Origin of the sequence: Pseudomonas sp. PDNC002 (assembly GCF_016919445.1) — a bacterium.
Lineage (GTDB): Bacteria > Pseudomonadota > Gammaproteobacteria > Pseudomonadales > Pseudomonadaceae > Pseudomonas.
The window spans coordinates 5,212,042-5,227,798 of the sequence record NZ_CP070356.1 but is presented as its reverse complement, the minus strand read 5'-3'; the positions used below and the strand labels follow the sequence as shown (position 1 = coordinate 5,227,798).

Below are 15,757 nucleotides of genomic sequence, written 5' to 3'. Positions count from 1 at the left end.
GCGCCATGCTGGTCAAGGTCAAGCCGTTGTGGCAGAGCTGGATAGCCCGACGCATTCCGGCGGCGGCGTCGATGCAGCTCAACCAGCGACGCATCTTCATCATTCCGACCCGCCAGGGGGTGGCGTTCGGCGCCGCGCTGCTGCTGATGCTGCTGACGGCCATCAATTACCAGAACAGTCTTGCCTACGGCCTGACCTTCACCCTGTTATCGCTGTTCATCGTCGCCATCCTGCACACCTATCGCAACCTGGGTGGATTGCGGCTTACCGCCCTGGGCGCGGCGCCGGTGTTCGTCGGTGAACAGGTCGCGTTCCGTGTGCGCCTGGAGGGCGAGGGGCGCGCCCGGCAGGCAATCGGGATCGGCTGGACCGCCGAGCAACTGAGCTTCGCCGATGTGCGTGCCGACGGTGCCGAAGAATTGCTCCTCAGCCTGCCCGCCGAGCAGCGCGGCTGGTTGCGCCCCGGACGCCTGCGGGTGGAGAGCCGCTTTCCGCTGGGATTGCTGGTGGCCTGGAGCTGGCTCGACCTGGCGCAGTCGGCGCTGGTCTATCCCCATCCGCTGCCGGGCGACCTGCCGCTGGAAAGCGGAGTGTCCGACCCCGAGGAAGAGGGCATACGCCCCAGCGGCCGGGGCGTGGACGACTTCCAGGGACTTCGCCCCTATCAGCCGGGTGACTCGCGCCGGCGCCTGCACTGGAAGGCGTACTCCCGTGGCCAGGGTCTGCTGGTGAAGGATTTTGCCGCGTTGGCCGGGCGTAATGTCTGGCTCGAATTCAACAGCCTCGGCGGCGACACCGAGGGGCGCCTGTCGCGCCTGTGCTTCTGGGTGCTGCAGTTGTCGCTGCGACAGCAACCCTTCGGCCTGCGTCTGCCCGGTGCGCAATTGCCGGTGGCGGTTGGCGATGCCCATCGCGATGCCTGCCTGCGCGCGCTGGCGCTGCACGGGACGCGCCAGTGAGCCGCGCGGTAGCCATCGCCGCCCAGCCGATCCCGCGGGTCGCGCTGACCTGGCTGCTGGTCGCCCAGGCGGTGGTGATCCTGCCGCACCTGGATCATCTGCCAATCTGGATCGTCGCCCTCTGGCTCGGTTGCGCGCTGTGGCGCATCCAGGTGTTCCGCATGCGCGCGAACTTCCCCAGCGGCGTCGCCAAGCTGGGCCTGGTGGCGCTGGCCGGCCTGGGCGTGTGGCTGTCGCGCGGTTCGGTGATCGGCCTGGACGCCGGCGTGGTGCTGCTGATCGCCGCCTTCGTCATCAAGCTGGTGGAGCTGCGCACGCGGCGGGATGCCTGGGTGCTGATCCTGCTCGGTTTCTTCGCGGTCACCACCAGCTACCTGTTCCAGGATGACATCCTCGCCGCCGCCTTCAGCCTGCTGCCGGTCCTGGCGCTGCTGGCCTCCGCGATCGGCTTGCAGCAAAGCGGCTTCGCCACGCGGCCGGTGGCGACCTTGCGCCTGGCCGGCAGCCTGCTGTTGCAGGCGTTGCCGCTGATGCTGCTGCTGTTCATGCTGTTCCCGCGCATCGGCCCGTTGTGGTCGTTGCCGTTGCCGGGCGACCAGGCCATCACGGGCCTGAGCGACTCCATGGCGCCGGGCGACATGGTCTCGCTCAGCCAGTCGCCGGCCCTGGCGTTCCGTGTGCGTTTCGATGGCGTCGCGCCGGCACATGCACAGCTTTATTGGCGGGCGATGACCCTCGAGCGCTTCAACGGCATGCGCTGGACCGCCGCGTTCCAGCGCGGCGACACGCCGCCGCAATGGCGGCAGCAGGGCGAGCCGCTGAACTATCAGGTGGTAATGGAGCCCAGCGGGCGGCCCTGGCTGTTCGCGCTCGACGTGGCGCAGAGCGACGCTGGCGGCGCGCGATTGATGAGCGACTTCCATCTGGAACGCCGGATACCGGTGCGGCAAGCGCTCATGTACCGCGCCACGTCCTGGCCGGGAGCATTGCTGGAGCCCACCGATGGCACGCGCGCCCAGCGGCTCAACCTCGGCCTGCCCGCGAAGGGCAATCCCCAGGCACGCGCCTGGGCGCAGGAGCTGCGCGAGCGCTACCCGCAGCCGCGCGAACTGGTGCAGGCGATGCTCCGGCATTTCCGCGAGCAGCCCTTCACCTACACACTCCGGCCGCCGGATACCGGGGCGGAGCGCATCGATGGCTTCCTGTTCAATACCCGCTCGGGCTTCTGCGAGCACTACGCTGGCGCCATGACCTTCGTCCTGCGCGCGGCCGGTATTCCGGCGCGCGTGGTGACCGGCTACCAGGGCGGCGAGAACAGCGCGTCCGGCAACTACCTGACAGTCCGCCAGTTCGATGCCCACGCCTGGGTCGAATACTGGCAGCCGGACCTGGGCTGGACGCGGGTCGACCCCACTGGCGCGGTGTCTCCGGAGCGCATCGAGCAGGGCCTGGAAGCGGCCATGAGCAGCGAGGGCAGTTTCCTCGAACAAGATCCGTTCTCGCCGCTGCGTTACCGCAACATCTCCCTGATCAACGAGTTGCGCGTGGCCTGGGACAACCTCAACTACAACTGGCAGACCTGGGTGCTGGGGTACCAGGCCGAACAGCAGGGCGACATGCTCAAGAGCTGGTTCGGCGGACTCGGCCGGCAATGGATCGGCGTCATCCTGGTCGGCGGGGGCGCGCTGTTCCTGGGCGTGCTGGCGCTGCTGCTGTTCAAGCCGTGGCAGCGCGTCCGCGATGCGCAGCTCCGCAGCTTCCAGCGCTTCGAGAATCTACTGGCGCCGCTGGGTGTGCGGCGCGAGGCTGGAGAGGGGCCACGGGCGTTCGCCCGCCGCGCCAGCACGCTGCTGCCGGCCCATGCGCAGGCCATCCGTGCCTACAGTGCCGCCTTCGAGGCCCAGCGCTTCGGCGGCGCGCCCCCCGATCCGTCGGCATTGCGCGCGCACCTTGCGAAGCTGCGCCGGGAACTGCCCTGGCGCTTGACCTGGCGCAACGGAACTCCACCGTGACGCCATCGCCCTTGTCGACGCGATGGCGAGGGCTAACCTGAAAGCTCAACTACCTTGTGGAGCCTGCCGTGACCTCCTTCTGCGACTACCTGGTAAGCCATCTCATCGAGCAGGAGGTCGCGCTGTTCTCCGCGTCCTCCCGTCTGAAGGCCGAGTCCGATCCAGAGGCGCTGCATGACCTGCGCATTGCCGTGCGCCGTCTGCGCAGCCTGCTGCACCCGGTGCGTGGCATGCCTGGCATCGACGAACTGGAGCAGGCGCTGGGTGACATGGGGCGGCTCAGTGGCCCGCTGCGGGACCTGGAGGTATTGCTGCCCGTGCTGGAGGCCGAAGGCTACGAGCGCGCGGCCGCGTTGCGCCGTCCGGCCCTGGTGTCGGGCTACGCCACGCTGCTGGCCAGCCCGCAGTGGGAGCGCCTGATGATGCGCCTGGATGGCTGGCCGCAGCTGTGGCGCACCTCCGAGCGTCACGGTGTGCTCAAAGGTTTGCACCGCAAGGTGGAGAAACGCCTGGCGAAGGAATGGCAGAAGTTGCGCGAGGCCTTGAAAGACCCGGAGCACGACCGCCATCGCCTGCGCCTGCTGATCAAGCGGGTGCGCTACTCGCTGGAAGCCTATCCGGAAGAATCCGCCGTTCCCCAGCGCCTGTTGGCGCCCCTGAAGGACGCGCAATCGGCCCTCGGCGACTGGCATGATTACGAGCAGTGGCTGATCCGCAGTGAGCGCGAACTGGACCTGATGCCCCTGCAGCCTCACTGGAACGCCCTCCACGACCTTGCCGAGCGCCTCGCTGACGAGAGCCTCGACGCCCTGCAGAAGGCGTTGCATAGAGCGCATTGATGGCGCGGCATTTCCTGGCGGGGACAAGGCTTTGGATGGTTTGCCGGCCTGGCCTGGCAGCCTAAGATCGCAGCCAGTCCACCAAGGAAGTCCGAAATGACCTTCAGCGAAATGCTCCTGGCGGCGCGCGCCGCGCCGCGCTCCATCGTGATCCCGCAGACCTGGGCCCAGGGCCGTGCCAGCTTCGGTGGCCTGGTGGCGGCATTGGCCTACGAGGCCATGGCGGCGGTGGCCGAGGCTGGGCGTCCGGTGCGTTCCCTGGCGATCACCTTTGTCGGTCCCATCGAAGTGGAAGTGCCGGTGAGCTTCGAGGCCGAAGTCCTGCGTGAGGGCAAATCGGTCAGCCAGGGGTTCTGTCGAGCCGTGCAGAACGGGCAGGTGGTGCTTCTGGCGCAAGGCAGCTTTGGTGTTGCGCGCGAGTCCACCGTGCAGATGGACGGCCTGCCGCCGCCGGCCTTCAAGGCCGTCGAGGACTGCCAGGAGCTGCCTTACATCCGCAAGCTGATGCCGGCCTTTACCCAGAATATCGCCATGCGCTGGGCGGTCGGGCATATGCCGTTCTCGGCCAGCCGCGAGCGCGAGATGGGCGGCTGGATGCGCTTCCGCGGCGATGATGTGGGCGACGAACCGATGGAAATCAGCCACCTGCTGGCGCTGATCGATGCCTGGCCGCCGGCCAACCTGCCGCACCTGAAGTCGCCGGCGCCGTCCAGTTCGCTGACCTGGACCGTGGAGTTCGTCCAGCCGTTGCCGACGATCCCGGCCAATGGCTGGTGTCAGTACCTGGCCACCATCGAGCATGCCCGCGACGGCTACGGCCACATCGCCGCGCAGACCTGGAGCGCCGACGGCGAGCTGCTGGCGATCGGCCGGCAGACGGTAACCATCTTCGGCTAGAACCGCGCGCTAGAGACCGGGAGCGGTCTCCGTGCGGTTGCGGCCGCCGGCCTTGGCGCGGTAGAGGGCGCGGTCGGCGCGGGCCAGCAGGTCCTCCAGGCGGATTTCGCTGGCGTGCCGTTCGGCCACGCCGATGCTCAGGGTCAGGCCCACGCGGCTGCCATCGTCACAGGTGAACGACAGCGCCTGCACGCTATTGCGCACCCGCTCGGCCACTTGTAGCGCCTGCTGCAGGTCGGTTTCCGGAAGGATCGCGGCGAACTCCTCGCCGCCCAGGCGGCCGAGCAGGTCGATCTCGCGCAATCCGTGCGTCAGCTCCCGGGCCACCGCCTGCAGCACGGCATCGCCGAAGGCGTGGCCGTGGGTATCGTTGATCGGCTTGAAGAAGTCGATGTCCAGCATCAACGCCGCGCACTGGCGGTTATAGCGCTCGGCGCTCTTGAGCAGGGCGACGCCGCGTTTGACGAAGGCGTGGCGGTTCTGCAGGCCGGTCAGCGGATCGGTGGTGGCCAGCAGGCGCAGCTCCTGCTCCATGGCCTTGCGCTGGTTGATGTCGAAACTCCACACCAGCGAGGCGGGCCGGCCATCGATTTCCAGGCGCCGCGCCCAGACGATCGCCCAGTACGGCGGATCGCCGGCCAGGCGGGTTTCCCAGCTGTCCAGGTGACCGTCGTCGGCCAGCGCCTGGTGGAAGCGCGCTTCCTCGTCCGGGTCGGCGAACAGGCGGTGGAGGGTGAAGGGCTCGTGCGGGCGGATACCCGTGCGCTGCAGGAGACGCGGGCTGACGTAGTGGGCGCGGGAGTCCGCGTCGCCAAGCAGCGCCACGTCGCTGGGGCTGGTGTCGAGGATGTAGCGCAGCAGCGCCTTGCGTTCGCTCAGCTCGAACGTGCGCTGCTCGACGCGCTGCTCCAGGGACTGGTTGAGATCGTTCAGGCGCTGGGTCAGCAGCAGCTTGCGCCGCGAGTTGGCGATCACCCGCAGGGTCAGCAGTACGCTGCATAGCCCCAGCCCGCCGAGTACCCAGGCGAGCAGGCCGAAGGCGCGTTGCAGGTCCTGGCGTTCGGTGTCCAGGTAGTTGGTCAGGGCGATGTTGGTGCCAACGATCAGGTCGTGGCTCGGCTTGAGCAACGGTGGCAGCTCGCGCAGCATTTCCGCCGCGATGCGCTTGGCTTCCGGCGGATTTCCCCAGGGCGCGCGGGCCAGCCAGTCATCACTCAGGCGCTGGATGCGCTCCAGGGTGGCCTGGATTTCCGGGCGCGGTTCGGCCAGGTTGGCGTAGATCGGCGTGGTGCGCAGCGGTGGCAGCAGGCTGGCGAGCACCTCCACGCGGGTGGCCAGCGCATCACTGTCCTCGGGGTTGGCGACGATATCGCGGGCGGTGTCCAGCGAGCGTTCGAGTTCGGCGCGCAACTGGTAGGCCTGCCATAGCTCGCTGTGGGCATCGGGATGGGCCAGTTGGCGGACGTGCTGGTGGACCATCAGCAGCGCCGCCCCGGCACCCACGGTCAGGGCGACGATCAGGCCGCAGAGCACGAAGAAGGTCAGGCGGTGGCGCCGCCGCGAGCGAGGAGGTGGCATGGCGATCATTCCAGGGTGATACGACTCACCTGCCAGACGGTGCGATTGAAGTAGAGCTGCGTGCGCAACTCCGGGTAGTCGACCATGGGGTAGATGACGAACAACGGGCCGCGCTCGGCGATGCCAAGGGACTGCCCGTCGCGGCGATAGGCGAGGATTGGTTCGTAGGCGTCGAGATCGCTCAGGGGAATCAGCGCCGAGTAGTCGTTCAGCGCCTCGATGCGCAGGCGCTTGGCGCCGTCGCGGTCGATGCCTTCGAGCAGCGTGCTCAGGCGTACGCCCAGCCACTCGTGGATGTGGCGCTCGTCCGGCATGGGCGAGCGCAGGGTGCTGTGTGGCAGCGCCGCCAGTTCGTCGAGGGTGTAGCGCCGTTCCAGCGCGGCATCGCCGGGCAGCGTGATGGTCAGCACGGTGCGTCCGGCATCAGGGGCCTGCGAAGACATGGCATTCGTGCCAATAAAAAGGCAGGCCGAAATGCCAATAAAATGACGAAAAGCCGACATCTCTACAGCTCGCGACGAAATCTCGACGATTATATCGGCGAACCCCTCCCGGACTTGAATGGCCGAAATGCCGCGCCGGGTCTTATTGCCCGCGATTACGCCAGGCGCGCCACCAGGCACCGCTTAAAACGAAGCGCGGGAAGGTGACGAACTGCTCGGCCAGCAGCCGGCCAATGGCGTCCTGGCGGTCGGTGAAGGGTTCGGGAGCCTGCTCTTCGAGCTTGTGGCCGCGTCCCTGGATGGCCAGCGACGCGACCATGCCGATGACGCCCAGCAGGATCGCCGCGAGGCTCACGCTGAACAGGCCACTGAGCAGCGTCAGTGCGCCGAGGATGAACAGCGGCACGGCGATGATGTGCAGTGCCAGGTTCGTGGGATTGCGGTGGTTGGCGGCGTAGCCATGCCACTGCCAGGTGAAGAGGTTGGGGTGGCGTTTGCCCATGGGGAAGCTCCCGAAGCTGAAGCCCACCAACGGCAGTGGGCATGATATCAGCAGTCTAGGCACCCCGGACGAGGCTGCGCCAATGGGCGCAGGCTATGCCCTCGATAGAGCTTACAGACGCAGTTGGCGAATGGCGCGGCTGAGCTCGCCGGCCAGATCGGCGAGCTGGTGGCTGGTGCCGGCCGAGTCGACGGTCTGTTGCACGGTGTGCTCGGTGACGTCGCGGATGCCCACCACCGAGCGGGTCATTTCCTCGGCCACCTGGCTCTGCTGCTCGGCGGCCACGGCGATCTGCGTGTTGCTCTCGCGCATCAGCGCCACCGCCGAGGCGATGGCGGCCAGCGCTTCACCGGCCTCGCGGGCTTCCTCGACACAGCCGTCGGCCTTGATCGAACTCTCCTGCATGAATTCCACGGCGTCGCGGGTGCCGGACTGCAGCGCGTTGATCATCTGGGTGATCTCGTCGGTGGAGTCCTGTACGCGTTTGGCGAGGTTACGCACTTCGTCGGCGACCACGGCGAAGCCGCGGCCCATCTCGCCAGCGCGGGCGGCCTCGATGGCGGCGTTGAGGGCGAGCAGGTTGGTCTGTTCGGCGATGCCGTGGATGACGCTGACCACGCTGCTGATCTTCTGGCTGTCCTGGGCCAGCTGCTGAATCATCTCGGCGGTCTGCTGCACGCCCTGCGACAACCCGGCGATGGACTGGCCGACGCGACCGACGACCTGCTGGCCGTTGCCCGCCAGGCGATCGGCTTCCTGCGACTGGTCGCGGGTGTCCGCGGCATGCTGGGCGATGTGGTGGACAGTGGTGGACATCTCGTTGATGGCGGTGGCGGCCTGGTCCGTCTCGCTCTGCTGGCCGAGCATGCCCTGGCGCACCTGGCCCATGCTGCTGGCAAGGGTGCGTGCGCCTTCGTCGAGGCGTCCGGCGGCCTGGGCGACAGTACCGACCACGCGCTGGTAGCCGGCCTGCATGGCATTGAAGGCGGTGGCCATCTGGCCGACTTCGTCACGGCTGTCCAGCGGCACGCGGGCGGACAGGTCGCCGCTCTTCTCGACGTGCAGCATCACGTCGCGCAGGGTCAGCAGGTGGGTGAGGATGAAGCGGATCAGCAATTGCGACGCGCCCAGCAGGACCAGCATCAGCACCAGTACGGCGCCGGCATAGGGCACGGCGCGGTCCTCGAAGACGTTCCAGAAGTCGGCGCCGGGGGCGAGCACGGCGACGCGCTGGCCATTGCCGATGTCCTGGACGTACGCGCCCGCCAGGGAGCCGGCACGGGTCTGCGCACCTTCCAGGTCGACCCAGCCATTGGCGCGGGACAGGACAGAGCCGTCGATCCCGACGATCTGCGGTGAGCTGCCGGCGGTAAAACTGACGAGGCTGGAGCTGGACGGCAATGGCGTGCCCGCAGGCCAGCTCTTGAGCAACTGCGCCTGGGCCTCGGCACCCTGGCGTGCCTGCAGATTGCGTGCACCAAGCTCCTGGTGCATGGCGAACAGCACCAGCAGCAGGGTCGTCACGAAGGCGACCGCGTTAACGGCCCAGAATTTGTACTTGAGGGAGATATCGCGGATCCAGGCGGCCATATGAGTCTTCTTGTCGGTCGAATAGTGTCAAGGCGCCACTATTGTCGTGAAAAGGATGAAGGCTGGCCATTGATGCCGATCAAGCCACCTTCTGCCCCCGACTTATCGGCTGCCGGGCCGCGATCTTGAGAGCTGCTTCAAATTTCCGGAAGGGCGAAGAACTGGCGGGCGCACCGGGTGGTGTGGGCGGCGACTGCCTCGGCGCTCTCGCCACGGTGCAGGGCGACGCAGCTCAGTACCTCGGGCAGGTAGGCCGGCTCGTTGCGGCCACTTTTCGGCTTGGGCCGCAGGCTGCGGGGGAGCAGGTACGGTGCGTCGCTTTCCAGCATCAGTCGGCCTGCGGGAATCTCCCGGACCAGTTCCTGCAGGTGAGTGCCACGGCGTTCATCGCAGATCCAGCCGGTGATGCCGATATGCAGGTCGAGGTCCAGGTAGGAATAAAGGGTGCGGCGCTCGCCGGTAAAACAGTGCACGACGGCGGCGGGCAACTGGTCGCGGAAGTCCTTGAGAATGGCCAGCAGGCGCTCGGCTGCGTCGCGTTCGTGAATGAATACCGGACGCTGCAGTTCGACCGCCAGTGCCAGTTGTTCCTCGAAGGCCTTTTCCTGCAGCGGACGCGGCGAAAAGTCGCGGTTGAAGTCGAGTCCACATTCGCCCACCGCGCGTACCCGGTCCTCCGCGAGCAGGCCGCGCAGCACCTTCGCGCTGCCGCTGTCCCAGTGACTGGCCTCGTGCGGATGGACGCCGGCAGTGCAGTAGAGGCGCTGTTCTTCGTCCAGTTGCCGGCATAGTTCGAGGGCCTGTTCGCTGTCGTCCAGGCTGGTGCCGGTCAGCACCATCTGCGCGACGCCGGCTTCGATAGCGCGGGCGAGTAGGGCTTCACGTTCCGGAGCAAAGCTCGGGTGGGTGAGGTTGACGCCGATGTCGATCAGTTGCATGGTGCTTCCCTTGGTTCGGGCGAGCAGCATAGCAGAACCCTGTTTTTCCAAGAAAATCCTTCTAAAACAGATAGTTGAAGCCACTTCTGAAAGTGCTACCGGAATTTCGGGTTGGCATCAGGCCCTGGCTGTGAGACCCTCGCGCGCCCTCGGCGGCCGGGAACTTGCGGTCAACGCCGCGCTCTGAACGGGCCGGTGCCGTGTGCGAACCCCTGGAGAGCTGGATGACGCGACTGTTGCTGCTACTGCTGTGCCTCGTGGCCTTGACGCCACTGCCGGCGGCCGCGCGCCTGACAGCCCAGCCGGAAAACTGGGAGCAGGAAAGCAGCGACGCACGCGACCTTGCGTCCATCCGCTCCGGCGGTACCCTCCGGGTCCTGGTCAACCAGAGCCGCAACAGCTCCGGCGAGATCAAGGGCGAACCCATCGGAGTCGAATATCGCCGTCTCCGCGCCTTCGAGCAGTTCCTCAACGACACCGCGCCGGGGCGCAAGCCGCTCACCGTCAAATTCATTCCCAAGGCCAAGGATCAATTGCTCGGCGCGCTGCAGCGTGGCGAGGGCGATCTGGTCGCGCCGGGGGAAGTCCTGCTGGCCCGCGATGGGCAGAACGTCAGCGCCAGCCTGCCGTGGAAGGCCGACGTGCCGTTGGTGCTGGTGACCAAGCAGGGCAACCGCAAGTTCGTACGCCTCGAACAACTCGCCGGCCGCACCATCACGCTGCCGGCCGGCAGCGCCGCGGGCGAGGCAGTGCGCAAGGTCAACGAACGCCTGGCGCAGAAACGCCTCGCGCCGCTGGTGCTGGAGTGGACCGATTCCTCCCTGGCCGTGGAAGACGTGCTGGAGATGGTCCAGGCCGGCATCTTCAATTACACGGTGGTCGAGCAGCCCATCGCCGAACGCTGGGGCAAGGTGTTCCCCAAGCTGCGCATCGACCGTCACCTCGTGCTCGACAACAGCGAGCCGATGGCCTGGTATGTGCGCCGCGACGCGCCAATGCTGCGTGCCAGCGTCAACCGCTTCCTCAAGGATTACCGCGCCCCCGCGGACCAGGATGCCGCGTTCCAGCGCCTGTATCGGCGCGCCTATCAGGTGCGCAACCCGTTGCTGGTTCCCGACCGCAAACGCCTGGAAGCCGTGCGCCCGACCCTGCAGCGCTACGGCGAGCAGAGCAAGGTCGATTGGTTGGCCCTGGCCGCGGTGGGCTTCAAGGAATCCAATCTCAATGCCAGCGCGCGCGGCGCTGGCGGCGCTACTGGGCTAATGCAGATCACCCCGGCGGCGGCCCGCGCCGTCGGCGTGGATACCGTGCACCAGAAGGACAGCAATGTGCAGGCAGCCAGCCGCTACATGGCCATGTTGCGCAAGCGCTTCTTCTCCAGTCCGCGCATCAACGAACGGGACCGCATGGCCTTCGTTCTTGCTGCCTACAATGCCGGTCCCGAGCGGGTGCAAAGCCTGCGCGCGGAGGCCAAGCGCCAGGGTCTGAACCCCAACCAGTGGTTCTTCCAGGTCGAGCGCGTGGCGGCCGAGCAACTGGGCATGGGCGTGGTGAACTACGTCAGCAGCGTCAACAAGTACTATCTTGCATATCAGCGGGAACGTGATGGCCTCGAGCCACGGGAGAGCGTGGCGGCGATCAAGAAGTGATTGGTTTATTCGATAGTAATTAGCGCTATTTTGCGCTTTTGATATCGGAAAAACTGTCTATATTGGTCGTCAAGCAACCGCGGTTGCCACCCACTTCCTACGCAACCCCCACTCTCTTGTATGAGCATCAAACAAGGACGCACCATGAACTCGCTGATCAAATCCATCCTGTCCACCAACGCTGGCGCCGGCATCGCAATCCTGCGTATCACCACTGGCCTGACCTTCATGGCTCACGGCTCGCAGAAACTCTTCGGCGCCTTCGGTGGCCCGGGTCTGCAAGGCATGGCGGGCTGGCTGGAATCCCTCGGCGTGACTCCGGGCTACCTGATGGCCGCCCTGGCCGGCAGCGCGGAATTCTTCGGCGGCCTGGCTCTGGTGCTCGGCCTGCTGGTGCGCCTGGCGAGCATCCCGCTGATCATCGCCATGCTGGTCGCGGTGTTCAGCGTGCACCTGGCCAACGGCTTCTTCATCACGGCCAACGGTTTCGAATACGCCTTCACCCTGATCATGATCAGCGTTGCGCTGCTGATCAGTGGCGCCGGCCCGTTCTCCCTGGATCGCAAGCTGTCCAGCTGATCTGACCGAAACAAAAAAGGGCGGACACCGAAAGTGTCCGCCCTTTTTCTTTGCCCCTTCGATTCAGTGGAACAGGTACTGCACGCCACCGTTGATCAGGCCGCCACCCACCAGCAGGAAGACGAACAGCCCGGCGCCCAGCAGCAGCGGCTTCGGCCCTTCCTTGCGCAGGTCACCCAGGCGGGTGGCCAGGCCCAGTGCGGCCATGGCCATGCCGAGCATCACGTCGTCCAGTTGCTGCAGCGGCGCCAGCCAGCTTTCCGGTACCCAGCCCAGCGAGCGCAGGCCGGTCACCAACAGGAAGAACACGGCGAAGCCGGGAATGTGCAGTTTGCGGCGCTGGCCAGGTTCGGCGGCTTCGGCGCAGCCGACGCGGCCGAGGATCAGCAGGGCCGGAGCCAGCAGCAGGACGCGCAGCATCTTGCTGATCAGTGCGGCGTCGGCGGCAGCCGGGTCCATGGCGCGGCCGGCGGCGACCACCTGGGCCACTTCATGGATGGTCGAACCGGTGAACACGCCGAAGGCCTGTTCACTGCCGAACAGATTGGGCAGCGCTGCGTAGATCAACGGGTGCAGCAGCATCGCCAGGGTGCCGAACAGCACGACGGTGGCTACGGCGACGGCGGTGTGTTCGGCCCGCGCCTTGAGTACCGGGCTGCTTGCCATCACCGCCGCAGCGCCGCAGATGGCGCTGCCGGCGCCGATCAGCAAGGCACTTTCGCGCGGCAGTTTGAGCCAGCGCTCGCCGATCCACCAGGCGACGGTCAGGGTGCTGGCGACCATCAGCACATCGATGATCAGGGCAGCCGGGCCGAGGGCGGCGATGTCCTGGAAGGTCAGGCGCAGGCCGTAGAGCACCACGCCCAGGCGCAGCAGTTGCTGGCGAGAGAGGTCGACGCCGGGGCGGATACTGCCGAAGCGTGCCATGCCCAGGTTGCCTGCCAGCAGGCCGATGAGGATGGCCAGGGTCAGGCTGCCCAGCCCGAGATGCTGCAGCGCGGGAATCTCCATCAGCTGGCGGGAGCCGAAGGCGATGGCCAGGCAGAGCAGGGCGCCAGGGAGGAGGTAAGGCGTGCGGCGAAGGGCGTTCATGGGGGACTCCTTGTGTAAGGTGAAGCCATGGTGCCGCCGCGCCGCTTAGTGTAAAAACGGATTGTTCTTATTGGGATGACCGGTTTTATCGATATGGGCCCGCGTATCACCCTTCGCCAGTTGGCGACCTTCACCGCGATTGCCGAGCTGGGCAACGTCACCCAGGCCGCGGCACGCATCGCGCTGTCGCAGTCCGCCGCCAGCCAGGCGTTGCAGGAGCTGGAGCGTACCCTCGGCACGCGCCTGTTCGACCGCAGCGGCAAACGGCTGGCGCTGAACGACAACGGCCGCGCCTTCTATCCCAAGGCGAGCGCATTGCTGGCGCAGAGCGCCGAGCTGGAGAGTCTGTTCGAGGCGGCGCCGGTGCAACTGAGCCTGGGGGCCAGCCGCAGCATCGGCGGCTATCTGCTGCCGCAGGTGATGTCCGGTTTTCTGGGCGAACTTCCCGAGAGCCGCCTGGAGCTGCAGGTCGCCAACAGCGGCGGGGTGATCGAGGCGCTGGCCGAGTTCCGCCTGGACGTGGCGTTCATCGAGGCGCCGATCCAGCATCCGCAGATCCAGCTCACGCCCTGGATGGCTGACGAGCTGCTGCTGGTGGTGGCGCCGGATCATCCCCTGGCGCGGGCTGAGCGGATCACGCTGAAGGACCTTGCGGCGGCGCGCTGGGTGCTGCGGGAAGCCGGTTCAGGCACGCGAGTGACTTTCGAGCAGCAGGTGCTGCAGCGCCTGGGCAGCGTCAATGCGCCGCTGGAAGTGAGCAACGCGGAAGCGATCAAGCAGTTGGTTGGCAATGGTTTCGGGATCGGCTGCCTGTCGCAGCGGGTGGTCCAGGCGGAGCTGGGGCGCGGCGAGCTGGTGCGCCTGGATAATCCCCTGGGGCCGCTGCGGCGCACCTTCTTCCAGGCGCTGCATATCGACAAGTACCCCACCGCGGGTCTGCGCCGTTTTCTCGATTACGCCCAGGCCTGGGCGGTGCGCTCAGAGGCTCTCTAGCGGCCACTCGCCGATGGCGCGGTAGCGCACGCCGGTGGGGCTGTTCTCCGAGCTGTACAGCGTCACCGCCTGGGCCGGCAGCTGGAACGATGTCGTCGCCGGCGGCGCATGCCGGGCGTGGCGCGCGAGGGTGATGTGCGGATGAAACGGGCGATGCTCGACCTCGAAGCCGCCCGCTTTCAGTTCCTCGCGCAGAGCCTGTACCAGCTCGTGCAGGGTCGCCGGTACTTCGCTCGGGGCCAGGTGCAGGATGCCGTTGCTCCAGCGTGCGAGATGATCCAGCGTCAACTGGAAACCCTGGCGCGGCAGACGCTCGCCGATGGCGCGCAACTCCGCCTTGCGCCCGCGCGGCACCGAGCCGAGGAAAGCCAGCGTCATGTGCAGGTTGGCCTGGGCGACGGGCTGGCCGTCGAGGTCCAGGCTATCGCGCCAGGCACAGATCCGGGCCGCCAGTTCCGCCGGGCAGGGTAGGGCGAAGAATAGCCGCAGGGGGGGTGTGGTCATCGACTGACGTCTCCTTGACAGCTTTGCCGGGGCTTCTCTAGGATGCCGCACAGCGCCGATTTAAGTAGCAACTTGCGGGGCGCGGATGCAGCGATGGCTGACATCGAAATACCGCTAAAGCGCTGGTTCGGTGTGCCTCTCGCCGCGTCCAGCAGGACCCCTGAGGCGGAGACGTGACACCATGACCTGTCCCAACCCGCATGTACGCCTGGCCCCGATCACCACGGGCCTGGTACGCCGCAATCCGAAAATTCTCCTGGGCGGCAATCACCAGCCCACCCTCGTCCGTTACCTCGATGGCTGGCCCAAGCGCTGGAACGGTTCGCGCACCTTCCTGATCCAGTTTGCGGAAACCTTCGCCGACCTCTCGCGTTTTCCGTCCGACAGCTTCGACTTCGCGGTGGTCCAGGCGCCGGTGGCGGAGCAGCTGGAATCGGCTGTTCACGAACTCATCCGCGTGGCCCGGCAGGGGCTGATCACCCGCCGTCCGCAACCGCTCTGACTGTCCGTTTCCCTGTGATGGCGCCCTGTGGGCGCCCTTCGCGGACAAGGTCCGCTCCTACGAAAAGCGCGCCTGCCGTAATGAACCTTGTAGGAGCGGATCTTATCCGCGACCGAGGTTGAGCCCGCGCGATTCAGCGCGTGCACTGCGGTTGCTCAGGGATACTCGATTTCCACCACGAACCACAATTTCTCGCCGGACGGGCTGCGCACCATGACCTCGGCGTCCAGTTCCTTGCCCACCAGGGCGCGGGCCAGCGGCGAGTCGATGCTGATGTGGTTGTTGCGCAGGTCCAGTTCGTCCGGGCCGACGATGCGGTAGCGGGCCTGCTCACCGTCCTCGTCTTCCAGGGTGACCCAGGCGCCGAAGTAGACCTTGTTCGGATTGGCCGGGCGCTCGCTGACCACCTTGCAGTTCTCCAGGCGCTTGCGCAGGAAGCGCACGCGGCTGTCGATTTCCCGCAGCATCTTCTTGCCGTAGGTGTATTCGGCATTCTCGGATCGATCACCCTGCGCGGCAGCCTCGCTGACCGACTGGGTCACCTGCGGGCGGCGCACGTTCCACAGCTCGTGTAGTTCGGCGCGCAGGCGGGCTTCGCCTTCGGGGGTGATCAGGGGCGTTCCGGCGGGGCGGGGCGGGCGATAGCGGCTCATGGCGTCCAGTGCAACGAGAGTGATCGG

16 protein-coding genes are annotated in these 15,757 nt (G+C 66.8%); 8 read left to right on the top strand and 8 right to left on the bottom strand.

Translation table 11 applies throughout. The features are described from left to right. Window positions 1–5: 5 nt before the first annotated feature. From JVX91_RS23530 to JVX91_RS23515, 4 genes are all read left to right on the top strand, one after another. Window positions 6–959, top strand: coding sequence for a DUF58 domain-containing protein (locus JVX91_RS23530; RefSeq protein ID WP_205336506.1), 954 nt, complete (start codon window positions 6–8; stop codon window positions 957–959). Next, the gene (locus JVX91_RS23525; RefSeq protein WP_240201656.1) at window positions 956–2,971 is read left to right on the top strand and encodes a DUF3488 and transglutaminase-like domain-containing protein; all 2,016 of its coding nucleotides are present in this window, start codon (window positions 956–958) and stop codon (window positions 2,969–2,971) included. Before JVX91_RS23530 ends, JVX91_RS23525 begins: the two co-directional genes overlap by 4 nt. 68 nt (window positions 2,972–3,039) lie before the next feature. After that, window positions 3,040–3,810, top strand: a complete 771-nt coding sequence (locus tag JVX91_RS23520; RefSeq protein ID WP_205336505.1) for a CHAD domain-containing protein — start codon at window positions 3,040–3,042, stop codon at window positions 3,808–3,810. A 96-nt stretch (window positions 3,811–3,906) separates the two neighbouring features. Further along, the gene (locus tag JVX91_RS23515) at window positions 3,907–4,707 is read left to right on the top strand and encodes an acyl-CoA thioesterase domain-containing protein (protein ID WP_205336504.1); all 801 of its coding nucleotides are present in this window, start codon (window positions 3,907–3,909) and stop codon (window positions 4,705–4,707) included. A 9-nt stretch (window positions 4,708–4,716) separates the two neighbouring features. On the opposite strand, the gene JVX91_RS23510 is transcribed toward JVX91_RS23515, so the two are convergent. The 5 genes from JVX91_RS23510 to JVX91_RS23490 all read right to left on the bottom strand — a co-directional run bounded on the left by JVX91_RS23510 (window position 4,717) and on the right by JVX91_RS23490 (window position 9,758). Further along, complete coding sequence (locus JVX91_RS23510) at window positions 4,717–6,285, bottom strand: GGDEF domain-containing protein (protein ID WP_205336503.1); 1,569 nt, start codon at window positions 6,283–6,285, stop codon at window positions 4,717–4,719. Between the two features lie 5 nt (window positions 6,286–6,290). Beyond that, on the bottom strand, window positions 6,291–6,728 hold the full coding sequence (locus tag JVX91_RS23505) for a molybdopterin-dependent oxidoreductase (protein ID WP_205336502.1): 438 nt from the start codon (window positions 6,726–6,728) through the stop codon (window positions 6,291–6,293). Window positions 6,729–6,870: 142 nt separating this feature from the next. Further along, window positions 6,871–7,230: an Mpo1-like protein gene (locus JVX91_RS23500; RefSeq protein ID WP_205336501.1), complete on the bottom strand. Its 360-nt coding sequence runs from the start codon at window positions 7,228–7,230 to the stop codon at window positions 6,871–6,873. Between the two features lie 111 nt (window positions 7,231–7,341). After that, a complete protein-coding gene (locus JVX91_RS23495; RefSeq protein ID WP_205336500.1) occupies window positions 7,342–8,820 on the bottom strand; it encodes a methyl-accepting chemotaxis protein in 1,479 nt (492 codons plus the stop codon). A gap of 137 nt (window positions 8,821–8,957) precedes the next feature. Continuing rightward, the gene (locus JVX91_RS23490; RefSeq protein ID WP_205336499.1) at window positions 8,958–9,758 is read right to left on the bottom strand and encodes a TatD family hydrolase; all 801 of its coding nucleotides are present in this window, start codon (window positions 9,756–9,758) and stop codon (window positions 8,958–8,960) included. A gap of 224 nt (window positions 9,759–9,982) precedes the next feature. Here JVX91_RS23490 and JVX91_RS23485 point away from each other — a divergent pair, with 224 nt between their 5' ends. Both JVX91_RS23485 and JVX91_RS23480 read left to right on the top strand, forming a co-directional pair. After that, entirely contained in the window at window positions 9,983–11,407 is a 1,425-nt protein-coding gene (locus JVX91_RS23485; protein WP_205336498.1) for a transglycosylase SLT domain-containing protein, read from the top strand. Between the two features lie 144 nt (window positions 11,408–11,551). Continuing rightward, window positions 11,552–11,986, top strand: coding sequence for a DoxX family protein (locus JVX91_RS23480; RefSeq protein ID WP_205336497.1), 435 nt, complete (start codon window positions 11,552–11,554; stop codon window positions 11,984–11,986). A 63-nt stretch (window positions 11,987–12,049) separates the two neighbouring features. Here the strand turns inward: JVX91_RS23480 and JVX91_RS23475 are convergent, their stop codons facing one another. After that, window positions 12,050–13,078, bottom strand: coding sequence for a YeiH family protein (locus JVX91_RS23475; RefSeq protein WP_205336496.1), 1,029 nt, complete (start codon window positions 13,076–13,078; stop codon window positions 12,050–12,052). 75 nt (window positions 13,079–13,153) lie between these two features. Between JVX91_RS23475 and JVX91_RS23470 the strand changes: the two genes are divergently transcribed. Beyond that, complete coding sequence (locus tag JVX91_RS23470; protein WP_240201655.1) at window positions 13,154–14,071, top strand: LysR family transcriptional regulator; 918 nt, start codon at window positions 13,154–13,156, stop codon at window positions 14,069–14,071. Here JVX91_RS23470 and thpR read toward each other — a convergent pair. Then, entirely contained in the window at window positions 14,057–14,575 is a 519-nt protein-coding gene (thpR, locus tag JVX91_RS23465; protein ID WP_205336495.1) for an RNA 2',3'-cyclic phosphodiesterase, read from the bottom strand. The genes JVX91_RS23470 and thpR overlap by 15 nt on opposite strands. 181 nt (window positions 14,576–14,756) lie before the next feature. Here thpR and JVX91_RS23460 point away from each other — a divergent pair, with 181 nt between their 5' ends. Continuing rightward, window positions 14,757–15,077, top strand: coding sequence for a hypothetical protein (locus JVX91_RS23460; RefSeq protein WP_205336494.1), 321 nt, complete (start codon window positions 14,757–14,759; stop codon window positions 15,075–15,077). A 155-nt stretch (window positions 15,078–15,232) separates the two neighbouring features. Here the strand turns inward: JVX91_RS23460 and greB are convergent, their stop codons facing one another. Then, complete coding sequence (gene greB, locus JVX91_RS23455; protein ID WP_205336493.1) at window positions 15,233–15,730, bottom strand: transcription elongation factor GreB; 498 nt, start codon at window positions 15,728–15,730, stop codon at window positions 15,233–15,235. Between the last annotated feature and the right edge of the window lie 27 nt (window positions 15,731–15,757).